17 protein-coding genes are annotated in these 21,029 nt (G+C 39.2%); 8 read left to right on the top strand and 9 right to left on the bottom strand.

Going from position 1 to position 21,029, the window contains the following annotated elements:
* Nucleotides 1-86: 86 nt before the first annotated feature.
* Genes ABJG98_RS08890 through ABJG98_RS08875 form a run of 4 tightly spaced genes read right to left on the bottom strand, consistent with a single transcriptional unit; the run spans nucleotide 87 to nucleotide 4,737 of the window.
* A complete protein-coding gene (locus ABJG98_RS08890; RefSeq protein ID WP_348279151.1) occupies nucleotides 87-851 on the bottom strand; it encodes an MBL fold metallo-hydrolase in 765 nt (254 codons plus the stop codon).
* Nucleotides 848-1,123 (bottom strand): hypothetical protein, encoded by a 276-nt coding sequence (locus ABJG98_RS08885; RefSeq protein WP_348279150.1) that lies wholly within the window; start codon nucleotides 1,121-1,123, stop codon nucleotides 848-850. The genes ABJG98_RS08890 and ABJG98_RS08885 overlap by 4 nt, the downstream gene beginning before the upstream one ends.
* Nucleotides 1,113-1,487, bottom strand: a complete 375-nt coding sequence (locus ABJG98_RS08880; protein ID WP_348279149.1) for a response regulator — start codon at nucleotides 1,485-1,487, stop codon at nucleotides 1,113-1,115. The genes ABJG98_RS08885 and ABJG98_RS08880 overlap by 11 nt, the downstream gene beginning before the upstream one ends.
* On the bottom strand, nucleotides 1,480-4,737 hold the full coding sequence (locus tag ABJG98_RS08875; protein WP_348279148.1) for a PAS domain S-box protein: 3,258 nt from the start codon (nucleotides 4,735-4,737) through the stop codon (nucleotides 1,480-1,482). The genes ABJG98_RS08880 and ABJG98_RS08875 overlap by 8 nt, the downstream gene beginning before the upstream one ends.
* 36 nt (nucleotides 4,738-4,773) lie before the next feature.
* Here ABJG98_RS08875 and miaA point away from each other — a divergent pair, with 36 nt between their 5' ends.
* The 7 genes from miaA (at nucleotide 4,774) to ABJG98_RS08840 (ending at nucleotide 13,243) form a co-directional block, all read left to right on the top strand.
* Nucleotides 4,774-5,688: a tRNA (adenosine(37)-N6)-dimethylallyltransferase MiaA gene (gene miaA, locus ABJG98_RS08870; protein WP_348279147.1), complete on the top strand. Its 915-nt coding sequence runs from the start codon at nucleotides 4,774-4,776 to the stop codon at nucleotides 5,686-5,688.
* Between the two features lie 33 nt (nucleotides 5,689-5,721).
* Nucleotides 5,722-7,005, top strand: coding sequence for a hypothetical protein (locus tag ABJG98_RS08865; protein ID WP_348279146.1), 1,284 nt, complete (start codon nucleotides 5,722-5,724; stop codon nucleotides 7,003-7,005).
* A complete protein-coding gene (locus ABJG98_RS08860) occupies nucleotides 7,002-8,009 on the top strand; it encodes a Gfo/Idh/MocA family oxidoreductase (RefSeq protein ID WP_348279145.1) in 1,008 nt (335 codons plus the stop codon). The genes ABJG98_RS08865 and ABJG98_RS08860 overlap by 4 nt, the downstream gene beginning before the upstream one ends.
* Entirely contained in the window at nucleotides 8,002-8,844 is an 843-nt protein-coding gene (locus tag ABJG98_RS08855; RefSeq protein ID WP_348279144.1) for a hypothetical protein, read from the top strand. Before ABJG98_RS08860 ends, ABJG98_RS08855 begins: the two co-directional genes overlap by 8 nt.
* Complete coding sequence (gene murQ / locus ABJG98_RS08850) at nucleotides 8,837-9,649, top strand: N-acetylmuramic acid 6-phosphate etherase (protein ID WP_348279143.1); 813 nt, start codon at nucleotides 8,837-8,839, stop codon at nucleotides 9,647-9,649. Before ABJG98_RS08855 ends, murQ begins: the two co-directional genes overlap by 8 nt.
* Before the next feature lie 138 nt (nucleotides 9,650-9,787).
* Nucleotides 9,788-12,583: a TonB-dependent receptor gene (locus tag ABJG98_RS08845; protein WP_348279142.1), complete on the top strand. Its 2,796-nt coding sequence runs from the start codon at nucleotides 9,788-9,790 to the stop codon at nucleotides 12,581-12,583.
* 90 nt (nucleotides 12,584-12,673) lie between these two features.
* Nucleotides 12,674-13,243 carry a hypothetical protein gene (locus ABJG98_RS08840; RefSeq protein WP_348279141.1) on the top strand — a complete coding sequence of 190 codons (570 nt, stop codon included), beginning with the start codon at nucleotides 12,674-12,676 and terminating at the stop codon, nucleotides 13,241-13,243.
* Here the strand turns inward: ABJG98_RS08840 and ABJG98_RS08835 are convergent.
* Nucleotides 13,240-14,049 (bottom strand): ParA family protein, encoded by an 810-nt coding sequence (locus tag ABJG98_RS08835; protein WP_348279140.1) that lies wholly within the window; start codon nucleotides 14,047-14,049, stop codon nucleotides 13,240-13,242. The genes ABJG98_RS08840 and ABJG98_RS08835 overlap by 4 nt on opposite strands.
* Nucleotides 14,050-14,145: 96 nt before the next feature.
* Nucleotides 14,146-14,751 (bottom strand): SprT-like domain-containing protein, encoded by a 606-nt coding sequence (locus ABJG98_RS08830; protein ID WP_348279139.1) that lies wholly within the window; start codon nucleotides 14,749-14,751, stop codon nucleotides 14,146-14,148.
* 115 nt (nucleotides 14,752-14,866) lie between these two features.
* Here ABJG98_RS08830 and ABJG98_RS08825 point away from each other — a divergent pair, with 115 nt between their 5' ends.
* Nucleotides 14,867-16,021 (top strand): hypothetical protein, encoded by a 1,155-nt coding sequence (locus tag ABJG98_RS08825; RefSeq protein WP_348279138.1) that lies wholly within the window; start codon nucleotides 14,867-14,869, stop codon nucleotides 16,019-16,021.
* Nucleotide 16,022: 1 nt separating this feature from the next.
* Here ABJG98_RS08825 and der read toward each other — a convergent pair whose 3' ends face one another.
* From der to ABJG98_RS08810, 3 genes are all read right to left on the bottom strand, one after another.
* The gene (gene der / locus ABJG98_RS08820) at nucleotides 16,023-17,327 is read right to left on the bottom strand and encodes a ribosome biogenesis GTPase Der (protein WP_348279137.1); all 1,305 of its coding nucleotides are present in this window, start codon (nucleotides 17,325-17,327) and stop codon (nucleotides 16,023-16,025) included.
* Nucleotides 17,328-17,384: 57 nt separating this feature from the next.
* Nucleotides 17,385-19,130, bottom strand: a complete 1,746-nt coding sequence (locus ABJG98_RS08815; RefSeq protein WP_348279136.1) for a DUF885 domain-containing protein — start codon at nucleotides 19,128-19,130, stop codon at nucleotides 17,385-17,387.
* A 68-nt stretch (nucleotides 19,131-19,198) separates the two neighbouring features.
* The gene (locus ABJG98_RS08810; RefSeq protein WP_348279135.1) at nucleotides 19,199-21,025 is read right to left on the bottom strand and encodes a S41 family peptidase; all 1,827 of its coding nucleotides are present in this window, start codon (nucleotides 21,023-21,025) and stop codon (nucleotides 19,199-19,201) included.
* Nucleotides 21,026-21,029: the final 4 nt, after the last annotated feature.

Below are 21,029 nucleotides of genomic sequence, written 5' to 3'. Positions count from 1 at the left end.
ACATGATCAGTTTGCAGGTAGCTAGTTGCTGGTTTTCGTTACATCCAATTTAGATTCTAGGTAATGATTCATTTACTAATCACCAGTCAGTCAATTGATAATTGCTGTCCATCCCAAGCTAATTCGATATTATCAGGCAATTCATTTGATACATCCATATGTGAGCCAAGTCGATGACTTATATGCGTCAAATATCCTTTCTCGGGATTTAATTCCGTCAGCAGCTCCACAGCTTCTTCCAAAGTGAAATGACTAATATGATCTTCCTTTTGAAGGGCATTCAGCACGATTACTTTGGAACCTTTGATCTTTTCTTTCTCTTCTTCGGAAATAAAGTTGGCATCTGTGATGTAGGTAAAATCTCCAAATCGAAAGCCATAGACTGGCAGCTTGTGATGCATTACCTGGATTGGAACAATGGATTGTCCTTCTACTTGGAATGGACTTCCATCAATGGTGTGAAGGTCAACTTTTGGAATACCCGGATATTTACTTTCTGCAAAAATGTAGGAGAATTCCCGCTTCAATTGCTCTTGCACTTCTTTGCTGGCATAAACAGGCATATCCTTCCCTTGCTTGAAATTGTAACTTCTGATGTCATCCATGCCTGCCGTGTGATCCTTGTGTGCGTGAGTGAAGAATATGGCATCTAGTTGATCTATTCGAGCTCTGAGCATTTGTTGACGAAAATCCGGCCCAGTATCCACCACTAAATGTACGTCATTCATTTCTACGAATATGGAAGAACGTAAACGGTTGTCACGGTGATCTACAGAAGTACACACATCACACGTACAGCCGATAACAGGTACGCCTTGCGATGTACCCGTGCCAAGGAAAACAACCCTCACAACTGAAGTTGGTTATTGGTGATTTCGGAGTAAAGCTTTTTGTTAGTGTCGCTAAGCTTGCTAGTATCTACTTTAATAGATCGGATGATTTCTATTAAGCTATTTACTTTTCCTTCCAGCGCGAAAAATTTATTGATAACAGCAACTTTGCTATCATTTAAGATGCAATAACCTGATTGAAAATTCCCCTTTTCATAACGTAGGATATAGTCTGTTTCGGACATGACATCTTCAAGTTTATTGAGGAAATGATTCGTGTATTTAATTGTCATCCGTATACTTTTTCACCATCTCTACGACTGAGTCATAGTTAAGTGGCTTAGGTATGAATGCATTAATTCCTACCTCTTCAAAGTCTTCCATGGTGTAGTTATTTGCATTTCCGGTGATTGCCACAATCGGAATGTTTCGATTGATGCCAGTAGTATCGCGTATTTGTCTGGCGCATTCCATCCCGTCCATTACAGGCATATGAATATCGAGTAAGACCAATCCAAATTCATCTTTCGCGAGCAGGTCTAGCACCTGCTGGCCATTTTTCACGGAAGAAATTTCATAGTTCAGCTGTGAAAGAATCTTTTTAGTAAGATTTTGAATTACACTGCTGTCTTCGGCTACAATTATTTTTTTACTCATCGGTGACTAATAGGTTTTGGCTACTTTCTTTGAATTCCAGAAACAATGCCTTTAGCTCTTGCACTTTGCTTTCCAGTCCCTCAAATTTATTTTCTTTTAATCGTTTTTCAATATCAGCTGCTTGTTTAGATAGCTTTTCAACACCCAAAGTGCCAGCATTGCCTTTAAGCGTGTGTAATTCGCCACGCATTTTCTCGTATTTTTTTTCTTTTAAAAAAGTTACGGTTTTCTTCACAAGTTCTTCTGCTTCTTCCTCAAATTCAAGTAATGTAGCTTCTATTAACTCCTGTCCTCCAAATTTAGCTAACTGATTCAGCGTATTCTGATTGATTGCAAGATCTTCCGCTTTTTCGACAATGGCATCTATGGAAACTTCTATTGGCTTGAAATCTACCCATTTTTTGATCTTATCTATTAACATCTCGGCTTTGATAGGTTTAGCGAGATAATCATCCAACCCAGCATTGAGGAATCGTTCACGATCTTCCTCCATAGAATAAGCGGTCATAGCTATGATTGGTGTATTACCTCCAAACTTCAGTTTCCTAACTTCATGAGTAGCCTTGATACCATCCATCTTTGGCATTTGGATGTCCATAAAGATCAAATCAAAAGCTTCTTTTTCCACTTTTTCAATGGCATGAAATCCGTCAAATGCTTCATCTACCTGACAGCCAGATTTAATCATAATACTGCTTGCTACTTTTCGATTGACATCATTGTCATCAACCAAAAGAATCTTAGGCTGCTTTCCAGTGAATTCTTTAGTAAATGGTTTGTCTGGTTGTATGGCTTTTACCTCATCAGAAGAAACTTCCTGTCCCATAAAAGTGAACCAAAAGGTACTGCCTAAGCCTGGAGTAGAAACTACACCAATCTCTCCCTGCATAGATTTGACCAACTCACGTGAAATGGCCAAGCCAAGTCCAGTCCCGCCAAAGTTTTTAGAACTACTGTTATCTAATTGATGAAAGCTTTGGAATAAACTTTTTTGATCTTCTTCGGAGATGCCTATACCTGAATCCTTAATAGTGACTTTGAAAATAAACTGTTTGCCTCTTTGCTTTACAAGTCTGATACTCATATTGATATTCCCCTTGCTTTCGCTAAACTTTATGGCATTGGATGTGAGGTTCGAAAGTACCTGAATTAATCTTGTCTCATCACCAAGTATCCACTCAGGGATTTTTTCATCTATGTGATAGTATAAGTTATTGTCTTTGGATGAAGCTTGTTGAGAAAATAAATCATAAACCTTTTCAATGGTTTTAACCAGATGAAGTGGCTGTTGTCTAAGGTCCATCTTTCCAGCTTCGATTTTGGAAAGATCAAGGATGTCATTTAGAATATTTAGAAGTGTTTGGGATGACTTGTTAATGGTTTTTACATATTCGGATTGCTCATCATCTAAGCTGGTGCTAGCTAAAAGGTCAATCATACCAATGATGCCATTCATCGGAGTTCTAATCTCATGGCTCATGTTCGCAAGGAAACGTTCTTTTATTTTAAGCGATCGCTCAGCCATTTCTTTCGCTCTTTTCAATTCCTCATTTGTCTTTTTGAGTTGGGAAATATCTCTTGCTACACCCTCAATTTCTACAGATCCATCATCTTTATTAATAAGTCGGATGTTGAAAAAGAACTGAAGGTTCTTGCCATCGACAGTTTTTAGTGTGCCTTCAACGTTTCGTATTCTTTTTTCTTTATCGATACGTTTTCCGATTCCTAATATTTGCTTGGGCTTGACCGCATAATCCAAGACACTGGTATTAATTACTTTCTTTGTTTCATAGCCAAGAACCTCCTGAACCGATGGACTAATCATAGTTACTGTGCCTTCTGTGTCGCATCTAAAATAGATGTCTTGAAAAGATTCGAAAATGGTACGAAACTTTTCCTCACTGGCAATCAGAGCACTTTCTGATTCCTTTTTCTCAGTTATGTCATTGGCAATAATGGAAAGCTCTTCAATTCGTCCATTGTGCAGGAAAATAGGATTGACAAATACTTCACGCCAAATCATCTTTCCTGATTTGTTCAGATTATTCGTCTGGAAGTTTACAAACTTTCCTTTGAAGGCTTCATCATATTTGGTAGTCCAAAAATCTCGCACTTTTTCGGGTAATTCTTGTGCCAGATCTTTGATACTGGTACCTATTTTTGGTTTTAAGCCGTAGTATTTCTTGAATGCTATTTCATAATTCTGATTAAAGGATGTGAATCGAAAATCTTTATCTACTGACCAGATTTCGTGAGTACTACTATCGAATATCGCACCTAAAGTTGCCGCTTGGTTTTCGATTTTTTCTTCCTTGTGCTGTCGTTCCATGGCCAGACTAATCTGACCTCCGATATAATCGAGAAGTTCCAGGTCCTTATTGTTAAATGCGCTCTGGTCGTTATAGCTACAAATGGACATCACACCCATTTCTGTAGCTGTACGAATAATAACACCAAGCCATATTTTGGGTATCGGATCTTTAAATTTGACACCGATCTGTTGACTTATTTTTTCAATACCGTCGCTATAAACAATCAGTGATCGATCACGCTGGACGGTATACTCCATGAGCTTGTGATCTAAATCAAAACTCAGATCGTCTGTTTCTGACTTTTCATTGATATTAAATATTTTACGGTACTCTGTGCCTTCCTTCAGCGCTATGTGAAAGTTTTGAACTTTCAACATCTGATTTAACTGATGGTAGATGTTTTTGTAGAGTTGCTCGAGATCGTTTTCTGTGATTGTGATATTAGCAATCTGATAGTAGAGACTTTGGGCACTTTCGGCACGAATCCGTTCAGTGATGTCATAGAATACACATCGATATTCGACTGGTTCGTCATTCTCGAAAACAGATGTTAGCTTCCCTGTAACGTAGATATTCTTTCCGGTCTTCGAGATCAAAACAGTTTCAAAACGTTCAAATCTGCTACCTGCGGTTATTTTTAAAATGTTCTGAAGTGTACCTCGTCGATAATCAGGATGTACAACTTCAAGGAATTTGAGATCTGTGATTTCACCTTCGGTATAACTGAGCTTGTTTTTTACAGCTTCGTTGGCAAATCGGATTTCACCGGTCTTTCTGAAGATTGTAATGAGGTCATTCGAGTTGTCAAAAAGGTCTTTCAGGTTTTGATTCGTCTTTTCTACCAGCGTGTAGTAATCGCGCTGCGTATTGTCCAACTGCGCCTGAAGATTGGCAATTTTCTTCTTTAACCCATCAATATCGTTTTCAACCTCCGCCATATCGAATAAAATTAGGCATTTTAGCGATTACAAAAGATGGGTATTTTGAGCAAACCTTTATTAATATCTATTGTAGGACCTACAGCCGTTGGTAAAACAACGCTAGCTATTGAGTTAGCTCAATGGCTAAATACTGAAATAATATCAGCCGATTCCAGGCAATTTTATAAGGAAATGACGATAGGTACTGCAAAGCCCAATGATGGAGAACTTGCAAGCGCTCAACATCACTTTATAAATTCTCATTCAATTGAAAGTCTATACAGTGCTGGAGAATTTGGAAGAGACGCTTTAAATATGATGACTAAACTGCATCAGCAAAATAACGCTGTGATTGCAGTTGGTGGATCTGGTTTGTACCTCAAAGCCATCTGGGAAGGTTTTGATGAGATGCCTGAAATTGACCCAGAGGTCAGGAATACATTAAATCAAGAGTTGGAAAGCTCAGGCTTGGATCGTTTACTGCTTGAGTTAGAAAGAAGCGATCTTGAATACTATCAGGAAGTAGATAAAAATAATGGTCAGCGGGTGATTCGGGCACTGGAAGTTATTCGCGGAACAGGCAAGCCTTTTTCTTCATTTAGAAAGAATATCGAAAAAGAGCTGCCGCATGCAAATCTGAAGATAGGCTTAAATATGGATCGGGAGATTTTATTTGAACGAATAAATAAACGAATGGATGAAATGATAGCGCAAGGTTTATTCGAAGAAGCTAAAGATTTGCTTGAATACCGGGATCACAATGCGTTGCAGACTGTTGGCTATTCAGAAATATTTGGTTTCATGGATGGCAATTATGATAAAGAGGAGACAGTTAGATTGTTAAAGCGAAACAGTCGGAGGTATGCCAAAAGGCAACTGACCTGGTTTAGACGTTACGATGATATTCATTGGTTTCAGCCGGAACAATTATCTCAAATAAAAGATCTAATCACCGAGACACTTCTCTGAGTAATTTGATTTATGTTGATTTGCCATTGAATCATGGAATCTAACCGCAAAATTCTAATCATTTCTTATTACTGGCCTCCAAGTGGAGGTGTAGGTGTGCAGCGCTGGATGAACTTCGCCTTACAGTTGAAAAGCATAGGTTGGGAGCCGTTTGTTTTGACACCAGAAAATCCTCAATTTGAAATAAAGGATGAAAAGCTCCAAGAACGAGTAAAAGATATACCAACCATCAGAATTCCTATATGGGAGCCATTTGCGCTTTTTCATAAGCTGACAGGTAATAAAGATCGAAAGAATGTTCAACAAGGTTTGGTGCTTGAAAAATCTGAAAAAACGTTCAAGGATAAATTAATGGTTTGGATTAGAGGTAACCTGTTGATTCCAGATCCTCGTACCTTTTGGGTGAAAGCCGCATCAAGAAAAGCAATAGATCTTATCAAGGAGCAAGGTATCGGTACAATCATCACAACCGGCCCACCACACAGTATTCACCTTGTAGGGAGGAAAGTAAAGAGGAAGTCTGGCGCGAAATGGTTAGCTGATTTTAGAGACCCCTGGAGTAAATGGGATGTGCTGGAAAAGTTGAATACTTCAGAAATTGTGCTGGATGTTCATAGGCGAATGGAGCGTAGCGTATTAAAGGAATGTGATATATCTACGACTGTAAGCAAGCGTTTAGCTGAAGCATTTGGAGGAATAGAGGTTTTGCACAATGGCATCACGATTTCTAATGATTCGAATATTCAGCCAAATGATTCTCATTTTACCATTGGGTATTTTGGGATGTTGAATGAATTGAGAAACCCACGTCAGCTTTGGCAATTATTGGATCAAATGTGTCGTGAAAATCAGGTATTTGCTAATAAATTGAAAATTAGGATAGGAGGCATAGTCTCAGAATCCATTAAAAATGAAATTGGCGAGTTAAGTGAGCTTAAAGAGAAGGTTGAGTTTTTAGGTTATTTACCTCATGAAGGCATTCAAAATGAATATAAACGTTGCAATGTTCTTTTGCTTTTGCAAAACAAATCGCACAATTCTGAATGGATTTTACCAGTCAAATTTTTTGAATACTTGGCGGCAAATCGATTGATTTTAGGCTTGGGAGAACGAAGAAGTGATTTAGGCGATTTGATGAATGATAAGGATGTGGGCGAAATTCTGGGATATTCAGAGATTCAGAGTATTAGAGGATTTGTAGAGGATGTATTTGAAAATAATCGCTACCCGGCTAGAGAGGATTCAGAGGTTTTATTAAACCAGTTTTCACATAAGCATTTGGTACAAAAATTAGATAGTCTATTGTTGAAATTATGAATAAGGTAAGAGTTGGATTAATCGGGTGTGGACGAATAGCTCAAAGACATGCAGGGCATATTGCCAAGCTAGGAGAATTAGCGGCCGTCTGTGATGTCAATGCTGAGAAAGCTCGAAAACTAGGAGAGGAGTATGAGGTGCCTTTTTTTGTTGATGTAGAAATCTTCCTAAGTTTTAAAGATATGGATGTTGTTGCTGTTTGTTCCCCAAATGGACTACATGCGGAGCACACAATCAAATCACTAAACGCAGGCTTTCACGTGCTTTGTGAAAAGCCCATGGCTCTTTCTTCTTCCGATTGTGAGGAAATGATAAAAACTGCCGAGAGGAGCAATAAACGACTATTTATTGTTAAACAGAATCGTTTTAATCCAGCAATCGAAGCAGTGAAGGAGAAAATAGACCAGGGAGCATTTGGAAAGTTGTATTCTGTACAGCTTAATTGTTTTTGGAATAGAAATTTTGACTATTATCAAAACTCAGATTGGAAAGGAACTAAGAAGTTAGATGGAGGTACACTCTTTACCCAATTTAGTCACTTTATAGACCTGCTGTATTGGATGGTAGGCGATGTAGAGGAAACATCAGCAATGATTCAGAATTACGCGCATCAGGAGGTCATTGAATTTGAGGATACAGGTGTTGTCTCTTTAAAGTTTAAAAATGGTGTAATAGGCACAATCAACTATACGGTCAATTCATTTGCCAAGAACATGGAAGGGTCAATCACCTTGTTCGCAGAAAAAGGGACAGTCAAAGTAGGGGGGCAGTATCTGAATAAACTTGATTATCAGTCATTAGAAGGAGAGGCAATCGGAGAGTTGAGAGAAGGGAATCCAGCCAACGAATATGGAGAATATCAAGGAAGTATGAGCAATCATGATCGGGTCTACGAAAACCTGATTGATGTGCTTCAACATGATGGAAGTATTGCAACAAATGGACTTGAGGGTTTGAAAACGGTGGAGATCATTGAGAAAATTTACAAATCAGCGAATGGCTAATCACTCGTTTATCGTTGGAGATGCCGGAGGCACTGGAACCCAGTGGCGGATCGTTAAAGATGGAAATATTTCACAATTTGAGACTGTTGGGTTCAATGCTTATACTCATAGCATCGAAGAGCTTAAAGAAAGTATAAAAGACACTTTTGGGCGTGAGATAGTTTTGGATATTCCAACTTATTTATATGCTGCGGGAATTGATACTGATAATCAGGCCATGGTAGCAAAGGCTTCTCTTGCTGATCTATTTGGAAAAAATGTTTCCACTCACAATGACTTACTTGGAGTAGCAAGGTCTTTATGTGGAAAAGAAGCTGGTAATGTTTGTATAATAGGTACCGGCGCCAATGCATGCTTTTATGATGGAGAGCTTGTAAACAAAGTAAGTGCCTCCCTCGGATATGTGCTTGGTGACGAGGCAAGTGGAGCCTATTTAGGAAAAAAATTGCTAAAAGGAATCTTCAGAAATCAGCTATCAAGTGAAATAATCGAAGCATTTCAGAATCAATATGGGATTACCTCTCATGAGGTTATTCAACGCATTTATGATCAGCCAAGACCCAATCACTTCTTAGCGTCATTCGCACCATTCATTTTTGAGCATAGAAATCGTCTTGACATATATGAGTTGGTCTCCAGTTCCATCAATGATTTTTTTGATGCATTCTTCTTCGAAACAAGGCATGCTGAAATGCCTTTTCATTTTTCAGGTTCAATAGCCTTTCACTTTTCAGATTTATTACGTGAGGTTGGTACAGATCGTGGGTTTATCATAAAAAACATTGTTCAATCACCCATTTCAGGATTAGTTTTATACCACCAGCAATATGACTAAGAAGCCTCTTACCGAATCAGATTCACATTACGATCATTTGGAACAAATGACAGTCAATGAACTACTGAAAAACATCAATACCGAAGATCAAAAAGTTGCGTCAGCAGTTGAAAAGAGCATTCCACAAGTGGAAACTCTTGTGTCACAATTAATATTAAGAATGGAGCGTGGTGGCCGACTTTTCTATATCGGAGCAGGTACTAGCGGCAGACTTGGTATTGTAGATGCTTCGGAATGTCCACCAACATTTGGTGTAAATGATGATGTCGTGATAGGCCTCATAGCTGGAGGTGACAAAGCCATTCGAAAAGCAGTCGAATTTGCAGAGGATGACACAAAACAGGGATACAAAGATCTGGAAGAGTATAATATTGGGAAGAACGACGCCTTGATTGGAATAGCCGCATCAGGCAGAACTCCTTATGTGATTGGAGCGATCAAGGAAGCCAGAAAATATCAAATACTTACAAGCTGTATTACCTGCAATGAAAATACAACTTTAGCCCAAGAATGTGAATATCCAATCGAAGTTTTGGTTGGGCCGGAGTTTGTTACAGGAAGCACACGAATGAAAGCGGGCACAGCTCAAAAACTTGTTCTCAATATGATTACTACTTCAGCAATGATCAAGTTGGGACATGTGGCAGGTAATAAAATGATCGATATGCAGCTGAGCAATGAAAAGTTGGTAGAGCGTGGCGTTCGTATGCTGGTTCACCAACTTGGTGTTTCGGAATCTGATGCACACCAACTCCTAGAAACACATGGATCAGTCCGTGTGGCAATCAAATCTCATCAAAAATAACTTTTTCTGCAGATAACAAAATTTTGTTTGTTATCTTATTATTAAGCGGAATGTGGAAAACTTAAACCTGAAAAAATGCATAGTTAGGAAGAAGATTCTACTTTTGTAATAACCTTATATAAACCATAAATAAATAAGATGAAGAAAATTTTACTAACAGTGACGTTTGTGCTAAGCATATTTGCTTTGATAGCACAAGGTGTCGTGACAGGTAAAGTAGCTGACACTGAGACCGGAGAAGGTCTTCCCGGAGCTACTGTATTAATTGAAGGTACCACCCTTGGTACAGTGACTGATATCAATGGTGATTTCAGTATAAATGTTCCTTCCAGAGGTTCAGTTATAGTTATTAGCTACATTGGTTTTAAAGATGTAGTAATCAATTTACAAGATGGTCAATCAGCTCTTGGCACGATCAATATGGAGGCGGGGATCACCCAGTTATCTACCTTAGAGATTATTGCTTCGCGATCTACGCAAGAGACTCCATATACATTTACTGATCTGGAGAAGAAAGACATACAACAGAGCCTTGGATCTCGTGACCTACCGTTAGTATTAAATGCGGCTCCCTCTTTCTACTCAACCAATCAAGGTGGAGGAGCTGGAGATGCAAGATTAAATGTTCGTGGATTTAACCAACGAAATGTTGCGATCATGATTAATGGTGTGCCAGTTAATGATATGGAGAACGGATGGGTATTCTGGTCAAACTGGGATGGACTTGGCGATGCTGCTCAGTCAATTCAACTACAAAGAGGTATGAGCCCGGTAAACCTTGCCGTACCTTCAATTGGTGGAACATTAAATATAATAACTGATCCAGCTTCAAGAGGTAAAGGAACTTCTATCAAACAAGAAGTTGGAAGTTGGAATTTCAGAAAAACAACTGCTTCATTTAATTCTGGTTTGATGAATGAAAAGTGGGCATTGTCAGGAACTGTAGTAAGAAAAACCGGAGACGGCTTTTATTCGGGGCTTTATACCGATGCATGGGCGTATTATCTGGGCGCATCTTATCAGTTAAATGATAATAATAAGTTTGAGGCATTCCTTGTAGGAGCACCGCAAGCACACGGACAAAACCTCTACAGACAAAATATTGGTGTATATGATAGAGCCTTTGCACTTGGCTTGGATTCATACGAAGTATCTGCTACAAATGATTTTTTTGAGCAGGGTAGAGATTTCAATCAAAATTATGGCGGTGTAGATGCTTCTTATAACGGAAAACAGTACTGGGGAATGTACAATAGCCTTAGATCTAGAAGTAGAAGCGGAGCTAATTACCTCATGGAGAGAGAAAATTTCTTTCACAAACCTCAGTTTAACCTAAACTGGTACCACTCATTCAATGAAAACATGCAATGGACGACAGTTGCTTATTGGTCTGGTGGACAAGGCGGAGGTTCAGGTACATTCGGTGAAGTAATCAGAAAAGATGCTTACGGAGTAAATGGAACTGCTCAGCCATTCTTCTTTGGTCCATCACCATGGGAGTGGGACTGGAATGCAACTATTGCTATCAATCAGGGACTTGCGCAACCATGGACAAATGATTTTGACACTGGCAACAAACAAGATGGCGAATCAATCGGTATTTTGAGAAACAGTAGAAATAATCAATGGACAATTGGTGCGATCTCTAAATTGTTCTGGGATTTGAACGAGAATTTGTCACTTCAATTCGGAGTAGATTGGAGAACAGCTTCAATAGATCACTTCAGAGAAGTAAGAGATCTTTTAGGTGGAGAATATTTTAGATACACAGGAAATCAGTTTGAAACAAACGAAGGTCAATACAGGAAGAGACTAGGAGAGAGAATTGACTATAGCTACGTAAACACGGTGGATTGGATCGGAACGTTCGCACAAGGTACTTATACTGCAGATGCATTGACGGTTTCTTTGACAACAGGATTTACTAGCACTAAGTATTCCCATGAAAATTTCTTCCTATCGGACAATGGTACTGCAACAGGCAGCACACTGAAAATAAACCCGGGTTCATTTACTGGCTACCAGGTAAAAGGAGGTGTTTCTTACAAGGTTAATGAAGACTTAAACGTATACGCAAATGGTGGTTTCATATCTCAAAATCCAAATTTTGATAGAGTGATTGATGATGAGAGTTTCATCCTTTTCGATGATCCACAAAATCAAGAGTTCAAATCTTTTGAAGGAGGTTTGACCTACCGTCTTGGAACAGACATTGTGATAAATGCAAACTATTACAATACCCTATGGTCCAACAGAACTCAGAAGGAAGAAGTAGAAAACCCAAATACAGGCGCTGATATATTTGCATTAATTACAGGAATCGAGCAGAGAAATACTGGAGTTGAATTTGAAGCTTCTTGGAAGCCAAATCAAATCATCCGAGTTGACGCAGCAGCTTCTTTTGGCAATTGGAAATTCACAGATGATACTGGTGTTACAATTACAGAGAACGATGCCAACGGAAATGTTGTCGATAGATTTAATGAGACATTGTATATCAAGGATCTGAAGGTTGGAGATGCACCGCAGACTCAGTTCTATATATCTGGAACATTCACACCATCTACGAACCTGACTATCAAGGCTGATTATAGATTCTATGACAACTTCTATTCAGATTTTAATCCGATTGGAAGAACCGCACTTGAAGATGCAAATAATGATGGTAATGCGAATGAAAGACCACAAGCATGGCAAGTACCGTCATATGGCGTAGTTGATTTGCATGCATTTTACACCATACCTACCAAAGGTGCTGGGTTCTCATTGCAGGTGTTTGCTCATGTGTTCAACGCATTTGATAAAGTGTATATTCAAGATGCTGGTGACAATAGTCAATTCAACGCTTTTGATGGTGATCATGATGCTGATGATGCTGAGGTTTTCTTTGGCTTGCCTAGAAACTTCAACGCAGGTATTCAAATCAACTTCTAAAAGATTATTTATAAAATCTTTAACCCATTTAAACCCTGGCCAGTAGGTCAGGGTTTTTTGTTTTTAGTAATACCATTCTACTTTTGCTTCGTGCACACCATTACTCCATTTGAGCGCTGGAACCAATACTATGACTCTAGCTATGATGACCAATCTCCATTCGCTGGCAAGGAGTACAACTATGATGTTTATTCAGAGAATATTTATGGCTACTACATAGATCCTGCGTGGGACTTTTTTGGATCTGAGACACTTTACATGAAAATCCTTTATGCTGATTATGAACTCGGATTTGCAACCATCGAAATGATTGGGGAATGGAATGATGCACTTAACAATGACATAATGCAGTTTAAGCGAAATATCCTTGAACATATGATGGATTTTCGAATAAATAAGTTTGCGCTTATTGGAGAGAACATCATGAATTTTCATGGAAGCGATGACAGCTACTATGAAGAATGGTTCGAGGATGTAGAGGAGGGATGGATTGCTGGAATAAATTTCAGAGAATTCGTCATAGATGAAATGAAAAACTACAACATCGATAATTACATCAACATGTCTGGAAGCCTCCAGGTAGAGAAGTGGCGTACCTTGCCACCGTTGCGTTTTTTCGAGCTTATCAATGGCTTAATTACACGTAGATTAGCCATCTAACTTTTGACTTCATGATCGCCTAACTGACTGATCGCCTCCTGGAGATTGAGACGATTCATTCTTGAAATTACCTCGTCACTAAGTTTTAAAAAATCTTCGGCTACAGCACTCTGATCAGTAAAAGCATAAACAGATTCTGCGTGCCCATTGGCTTCACTCACTCGGATAGATTCCCTAATACGTTCATCCAAAATGAGACTGCCGAGTTCTTGCTCTGCCTCCCTCACTACCTTTTGATGAAACAAAGTGTTTTTGCGATATTGATTAAAAAAAATACCAAGTATTTCTAATGGCTTATCCTTATCAACTTTATTTAGGTAGCTCAAAAGTTTTTTAAACCCAGATACAGAAAATGATCCTGGAGTGGCCGGTATCAAAATGCTATTGATATTGGCAATGAAGGATTTGACTGTAACCCCAAAATGAGTTGGAAAATCAAGAATGATAAAGTCATAATCTTGACGTACGGCAGAAAGCAACTTATAGAAAATTATATGACCGAAAGAGATAAACTGGGTGTTGGATTCTATTTCTGCCATTCGATAGTCTCCTGCTATCAAGAATAGATAGGGATGTATCTCAATCGGACGAATATCTGGTTGCTCATTGTGAAGAAATTTTTTGGTAATGGTAAAGAGATTGACTGGATGATCCTCCTCAGTAAGAGCTTGGGTTAAGTTGGCTTGAGGATCGCAATCGATGACCAATACCTTGAATGCTCTTGACCAGCTATGGGCTAAGCTAAGGGCGGTACTTGTCTTGCCTACGCCACCTTTAAAGTTATATACTGCTATAGTATGTGACATTTTCTCTTCTTAAAAACATGCACTCCAAGCAGCGGTGGTCTTGGAATTGTCAAAATAACAAAATTTTTTCTTAAAATGATACTATTATTAGAATAATCATTCACTGTTCATTTCTACTTCCGCAAGGTCAGATATCAAATACCTTTTTTTGGAATAAACTTCTTGACAAACAGATCGTGTACGTTTCTTCTCCAGTTTTACAAATGATCTTTGGTTAAATAGGAAAGATTGACCTATAGAAATTTCCTTAAGTAGCACCTTGCCGGAAGGCTCGTCAAACTGCTTAAGAATTTGATAAAGAATTGGATCTGAACAACTAGAAGCTTTCGGGTTTTTAAAGTATTTCTTTAGGGCAGTCAATACACTCTTATGAAAAATGGTCTCATTAAGCATCGGCTCCGATACTTCTTTAAAACATTTCTTCCACTCTTTTCCGTGTGGTTGAATTTTTTTACCATAAGTTTTGAATGCAATCAAATGTCCAACCTCATGCAGATATGTCACTAAGAAGGCGAATGGGTTTAGGTCATTGTTTATAGTTATCGTATGCCTGTTTGATTTGGGGTTGAACCGGTAATCTCCCAATTTGGTTTGTCGGGCCTTCTTAATTTTAAACTCAAAGCCTAGTCTTTGATAAAGCTTGACACAATATTCAACGGAAGCTTCCGGGACGAATTTTTGAAAGACCTCTTGAGAAGTCATAAATCTATTTTATTAGTTCTGACATACGGCAATCCAGTTTTACATCACATACCCGATGATTTTCATGCAATTGCAAAGGATTGGTTAATTTTAAAAACCAGCTACTATCACCATTATGAAAATCAGATCACTATCTTTTGCAATATTAGTCTGTTCGATTGGTATTGCACTAGGTCAATGTCCCAGTTATACAACCTCCAATATTCAATCCGGAACTTGTCGTGAACCTTCAAGCAATATCATACTTCAAGGGGAAGGAGCAATAGTGCTAACAGTGAACGGTGATCTCACCATTAGTGGTGATTTCAATGTGCTGGGTGAAACCTTAATCGTCCAGGGAGAACTTACAGTACTAGGCGCATTTAATGCGGGTCAAGGATCTTCTGTTATTATTAAAAACGGAGGAATGATGAATGTGATAAGTATGACAAGTGGTTTTGGATCTACCATTACAGTTGAGAAGGGAGGGTCATTTGCAATTGCACATAATGCAGGCTCAGGTCTTTTTGCAGCCTTTGAAGTTGATTTTGGAGCTTCAGTATATGTTGGTGGTGATTTTGTTTCTGGAGGCATAGGTTTATCAGCAATAGATGGCGACATGAAAGTGGATGGTGATTTTACCAATGCTGGAGGTGGAGTTATTGAGGGAAATGGAGTGCTTTTAGTTGGCGGTGAATACATTGACAATGGTGATGATATTGACTATACGGGGATATGTAATGGTGAATTGTTGCCTGTCGAGTTCGTCAACTTTTCAGGGAGAAAAGGAGAAAGAGGTGTTAGATTGGAATGGCGAACTGAGGTTGAACTAAATAGCCATGGGTTCGAAGTAGAACGTAGTGAAGATGGAAAGCATTTCGCAGCAATAGGATGGACACCCACCCATGACAGAGAGGCTGAGACTAACGAATATTTTTATACGGATACAAGTCCTAAAAAGAGAGGGATATCTTATTATAGATTACGAAAGGTGGAGTATGATGGTCAATATAAATACAGTACAATCATTCGAATTGATGATAAAGGTATCTCTAGTACTTTGGCTGGATATCCAAATTCGGCAATTGGAAAAATCCGAAAACTTAATCAACTTTCAGAGTTTCAACTATACGATTCAGACGGAACACTTTTGCTGGAAAAGAAAAACATAATAAGAATTGAAGCTGAACGCTTAATATCTCAGCAGATTGAAAAGAGCCCTGTTGGAGTATACACGCTCTCGGCAAGAATTGGTGAAAGTACCGACCAAATTCGGCTAGTAAAGAAATAGCCTATTTTTTTCTAAACACCATTTTTATAGGCACTCCCCTAAAGTCAAAGTGTTCACGCATTCTATTGGTTAGGTAGCGGTGATACGGCTCCTTGATGTATTGTGGAAAGTTGCAGAAATATGCAAACGTTGGCGTATGTGTAGGCAGCTGAGTGATGTATTTAATCTTGATATAATGTCCACGAACTGCCGGAGGTGGGTAATGTTCGATTTCCTTGCCCATGATCTCATTGAGCTTAGAAGTCGAAATTTTTCGGGACCTGTTTTCAAACACCTGAAGTGCTAATTCCAGCGTCTGCATGATTCGTTGCTTATTGAGCACTGAAGTGAAAATAACTGGAATGTAGCTCATCGGACCCAATTTTTCTTCCAGAAATTTTCTGTAAGTATCGGCAGTCTTTGAATCTTTTTCCTGTAGATCCCACTTGTTTACCATGAGTACGATTCCTTTTTTGTACTTATGCGCAAGTCCTATGATATTCATGTCCTGAGATTCCAGGCCTGTATCAGCATCAATCATCACAATGCATACATCAGAATCCTGAAGTGCCTGCAGAGCACGTAAAACTGAATAGAATTCAATGTTTTCCTTGACCTTCGTTTTCCTACGTATACCTGCCGTATCCGTGAGGATAAAGTCTTTACCAAAAAGATTGTAGCGGGTGTTGATGGCATCTCTGGTTGTCCCGGCAATGTCGGTCACGATGCTTCGTTCTTTTCCAACCAATGCATTTACAAACGATGATTTTCCAACGTTTGGTCTGCCAAGGATGGCAATACGAGGAACATCATCTTTTTGAAGCTCTTCATCATCGAATTCCTTCACAACTTCGTCTAGCAAGTCGCCCGTTCCCGTTCCGCTTGCCGCCGCTATTGGAAATAAATCAGCATCCATTCCAAGATTATAAAATTCATTGGCAGCTAGATGCTTTTCCTGATTGTCTGCTTTATTAGCAACTAAGAAAATTGGTTTTTTTAGTTCTCTTACCACATTGGCGAAATCCTGATCCAATCCATGCAGTCCGGTATCACAGTCTACCATGAATAATATAGCAGTGGCTTCTTCAAGCGCTTCTTTCACTTGAGTTCTTATTGCACCTTCGAAGATATCGTCCGAGCCTTCCACGTATCCACCGGTGTCTATCACCGTGAATTTCTTACCATTCCACTCACCATAACCATAATGGCGGTCTCTGGTCACACCGGACTCATTATCCATAATGGCTTGCTTCTTTTCAACCAGTCGATTAAAAAGAGTGGATTTACCTACATTAGGTCTACCTACGATTGCTAGAATATTGGCCATTATTTGGGGTAAAGTTCAAGTGACTAAACCGCGAAGTTAAACCAAAAGATCAAGCACCTATTTGGATTTTTCAGAAGATATATACTTCTCTACTTCAGCTGATAAAATTGGCAGTGGAACAGCACCATTTCTTAAGATCACATCGTGAAATTGTTGGATATCAAATCGATCTCCTAATGCTGTATTTGCGCGTTTGCGTAAAGTGATAATCGTAAGTTCACCCATCTTGTAGCTTAGGGCCTGACCTGGCCATCCGATGTACCGGTCGATTTCAGTATTAACCTCGTGTAGTGACAAAGCAGTGTTTTCAGCCATGTAATCTATTGCCTGTTGTCTGGTCCATCCTTTATAGTGAAGTCCTACATCTACCACCAATCGGCACGCTCTCCACATTTCATATGTGTACCTGCCAAAAAGTTCATAGGGTGTTTCATACATGCCCATTTCCTCACCAAGGTATTCGGAGTACAATCCCCAGCCTTCACCAAAGGCACTTATGTAATAGCCACTTCTGAAGCCTGGTAGTCCTTCCAATTCTGATGCCAAGGTGATCTGCAAATGATGGCCTGGTACAGCCTCGTGGAGTGATAATGCAGGAAGTGTATAGAGGGTTCTACTCGATAGGTTGTAAGTATTGACCCAATAGATTCCTGGCTTATTCTGAGATCTGCTGCCACCTACATATCTACCTCCGGTGTATTTAGGAGCAATTGCGTCAGGTACCGGCTCAACGGTAAATGGAAGTGAATAGAGTTTTGAAAAAAGCATGGGAAGCTGACCTTCAGCTTTTTTGCTCAACCATGCGGCTCGGTTTAAAAGCTCCTGACCTGATTGCGGATAGAATTGAGGGTCAGTTCTGAGAAATTGTAGAAACTCAGCGAAGGAACCTTCGAACTGAAGATCTTTAATTATCCACTCCATGAGCTTGCGGATTCGGGCTACTTCTGACAATCCAGTTGCATATACTGAATCTGGAGTAATGGCTAAAGTGGTAAAATGTTGAACACGATTTTCATAATAGGCCCTTCCGTCCTTTATTTCACTAATACCGACTTTCTTAGGTGCTTTCGGTAGGTATTCTTGATCAATGAATTTTCTCAACTTTTTGTAAGAAGGTAGAATCACCTCTGATATAACCTTTTGTGCTCCACTTTCAATTGCTTCCCGATCAGCTTGAGAAATATTAGCTGGAATGTTTTTTATGGGTGCGTAAAAGGGATGAGCCGTAACGTCATCTTTTGTCCAGGTAGCAAGTAAATCAACGGCATTCTTTGCAATGACTTTTGGTGCCTGAATTTTTTCCTCAATTCCCTGTTTCATCAAACCCTGGTTATAGGATATGAATTCAGCAAATGATGGTAACCAATTCAAATAATTGTCATAATCCTGCTTAGTCTTAAATGTGAGATTTGGCAGAAAGAAAGAAGGGGAGTTAAAGAATCCGCCCTCAGAATTGAATGGTATTAGGTAGGTTTTATATTGTGTTTGGCTGATCGAATTTTTGAGTTGTAGAATCTTAATCTGTTTATTGATTTGTGCTTGATCTGAGAGTTTATCATCAGCGATGGCGATTAAGGATTCGAGTTTAGCTTTCAACTCATTCGCCAGTTTTATTTGAGCTTCTGCTTTTTGAAAGACATATTTTTTTGGATGTTCACCGCTCCAGACGGGGTTTGAAACAGCGTAAGATTTTTCTATTTTTCCAATTTCAATAAATAGCTTGTTTAGCTGTTTGTCGGATTGCGCGTGTAATGAAAAACTAAGAAATAATGTAACAATTGCGGATGAATATAATTTTTTCATTGAGGCTGAATTTTATTCAATCCCAATTTAAATGATATTCTAGTATCTGCATGTTGCAGAAGTTAGGACTAATTGTCATCTACCTTGATGGAGTCGATCTTCAATGAGTCCATCGGTAGGGTATTAATCTGTAGCGAATCCATCTTGAGCGAAAAGCGTCGCAATGAATCCAATCTTAGAGAATCTTGTCTCAAGGAATCTTGAATTGCTTTTGCTAATGCAGCTTTCGCTTCTGCAATCTCTCTGGCTATTTCTTCTTTGGCAATTTCCATCCCTTTCTCGAGAACCTCATCTCTACCTGCAATTATGCCATCAGCTGTAGGCACAATATTGATGTCCCGAGTGATTCCAATACGTTGAGTCGCTTGTTGGTTTGGGTAGTATACGCCCATCCCAGACATTGCAGTGTACAGCCTGGAAACGATTGGGAATTTGGTCACCTTTCCATCTGTCCCGGCTGTCTGGCTACCAATAGTCACTACATTAGGTGCTGTTTGCAAACTCATGCAAGTAAACTCTGCATGACTCTGCGTATTTTCATCCACGAGCAAAATAACCTTACCTCGATAGTATTCTTCATTAGCTTCTCCACAGGTGGCTTCACCCTGCCACACAAACTTTCCAGGATACGAGTAATCGGGCTTAGTGTAGATGGCAAATGTTGTATCCGTGGGATTCAAATACTTCGCGATGGCTTTGTAGGTTCCTTTCGGATTATTTCTAAGGTCAAAAATGATCGCTGTTTTATCTATTAATTCACTCATCATTTGATTGACATCTCCGATGGTGAGTGCTCCCATATTCACATAGCCAATTGAATCATTTGGAATGGTCCATTTTGGCTTAGGCTCAGTTTTAGCATAGGAAAGGTCTGAATATTTATAGAGGTTTAGGCTTACAGTCCTGACGCTACCATTTCTTTCAATAGTTGCTTGTATTGGACCTTGCATCCCCATAAATAGCGTATGGTAAATACTTCGATCTTTAACACCTTCATTAGAACCCCAGATATATTTTTTGTTGGCGTTGTGGAGATCCAGTGCAGACTGGCTGTTGATTGTTTTCAAGACATCTCCAACCTGCAGGTCTTGTTGTTGTGCCTTTCCTGAATCTATGATTTCTGTTAGTATTAGTTGGTTTTCTATAAGGTCAAATCGTGCGGGCAGATAGTTGTAATAGGGCATTTCATCGAGCACAGATGTCATTAAACCAGCATGACTATCATCAATCTTTACTACCAACTCCAGCATCACCAAATGAAAATCTAATTTAGTTTGTGCATCTAGAAACTTTGGTATCATCTCTTTGAGTACATCATCCCAATTTTGATCCGTCAGGTATTTGTATGGATAGAAATACTCGATATAGTTCCAGTACCGAAAGAGTGGAATCAGTCGTTGATCTTCGTCTTTCCAATTTAGGTCGAGGTATGGCTGCTCATTTTTAGGAATAAACTCCCCAACTTTGCCTTGATCTATGTAAAAATGATTCCCTTGAAATCGATTTGTTTCAATGTTTTTTAAGGTCTTCTTCAACTCATCTGAGAATAGCCGGTTCTGCGTCCATGACAGATCGAAATTTTCTAAAAAATGCTCATCTGAATTTCTTTGCTTGCAACCAGCACATGGTTTAACTTCTCCCATGTAGTAGATCCATTTGGCCATATAATCTGAAAACTCAGGATATGTTTGGTATTTAGCAGTGATGCCTAAAACCTTTTGCATTTTCTCATCCCAATCGAAAGAACCCTTACTTATCAGTGGATGATAATATTTTAAGTAGCCCCAGATCTTACAGGTATAGTATATCCTGTCGACCTTAGACAGGTTGCCTTGCTGAGCGAAGGAAGTAATGAAAAAGGAGCAAAAGGCTAACGTAAATAGAAATTGACGCATGGCT

It is taken from the genome of Ekhidna sp. (assembly GCF_039960695.1).
In the GTDB taxonomy this organism is placed as follows: Bacteria; Bacteroidota; Bacteroidia; order Cytophagales; family Cyclobacteriaceae; genus Ekhidna.
Note: the sequence above shows the minus strand (reverse complement) of the source record. Positions and strands in the feature narration are given on the sequence as shown.

Coding starts and splice junctions, on each gene's coding strand:
- ABJG98_RS08860 (WP_348279145.1), top strand. CDS start 7,002: ATGAATAAGGTAAGAGTTGGATTAATCGGGTGTGGACGAATAGCTCAA.
- miaA (WP_348279147.1), top strand. CDS start 4,774: ATGGGTATTTTGAGCAAACCTTTATTAATATCTATTGTAGGACCTACA.
- ABJG98_RS08830 (WP_348279139.1), bottom strand. CDS start 14,751: ATGACTTCTCAAGAGGTCTTTCAAAAATTCGTCCCGGAAGCTTCCGTT.
- ABJG98_RS08815 (WP_348279136.1), bottom strand. CDS start 19,130: ATGAAAAAATTATATTCATCCGCAATTGTTACATTATTTCTTAGTTTT.
- ABJG98_RS08835 (WP_348279140.1), bottom strand. CDS start 14,049: ATGTCACATACTATAGCAGTATATAACTTTAAAGGTGGCGTAGGCAAG.
- ABJG98_RS08855 (WP_348279144.1), top strand. CDS start 8,002: ATGGCTAATCACTCGTTTATCGTTGGAGATGCCGGAGGCACTGGAACC.
- ABJG98_RS08885 (WP_348279150.1), bottom strand. CDS start 1,123: ATGACAATTAAATACACGAATCATTTCCTCAATAAACTTGAAGATGTC.
- ABJG98_RS08845 (WP_348279142.1), top strand. CDS start 9,788: ATGAAGAAAATTTTACTAACAGTGACGTTTGTGCTAAGCATATTTGCT.
- ABJG98_RS08880 (WP_348279149.1), bottom strand. CDS start 1,487: ATGAGTAAAAAAATAATTGTAGCCGAAGACAGCAGTGTAATTCAAAAT.
- der (WP_348279137.1), bottom strand. CDS start 17,327: ATGGCCAATATTCTAGCAATCGTAGGTAGACCTAATGTAGGTAAATCC.
- ABJG98_RS08825 (WP_348279138.1), top strand. CDS start 14,867: ATGAAAATCAGATCACTATCTTTTGCAATATTAGTCTGTTCGATTGGT.
- murQ (WP_348279143.1), top strand. CDS start 8,837: ATGACTAAGAAGCCTCTTACCGAATCAGATTCACATTACGATCATTTG.
- ABJG98_RS08875 (WP_348279148.1), bottom strand. CDS start 4,737: ATGGCGGAGGTTGAAAACGATATTGATGGGTTAAAGAAGAAAATTGCC.
- ABJG98_RS08865 (WP_348279146.1), top strand. CDS start 5,722: ATGGAATCTAACCGCAAAATTCTAATCATTTCTTATTACTGGCCTCCA.
- ABJG98_RS08810 (WP_348279135.1), bottom strand. CDS start 21,025: ATGCGTCAATTTCTATTTACGTTAGCCTTTTGCTCCTTTTTCATTACT.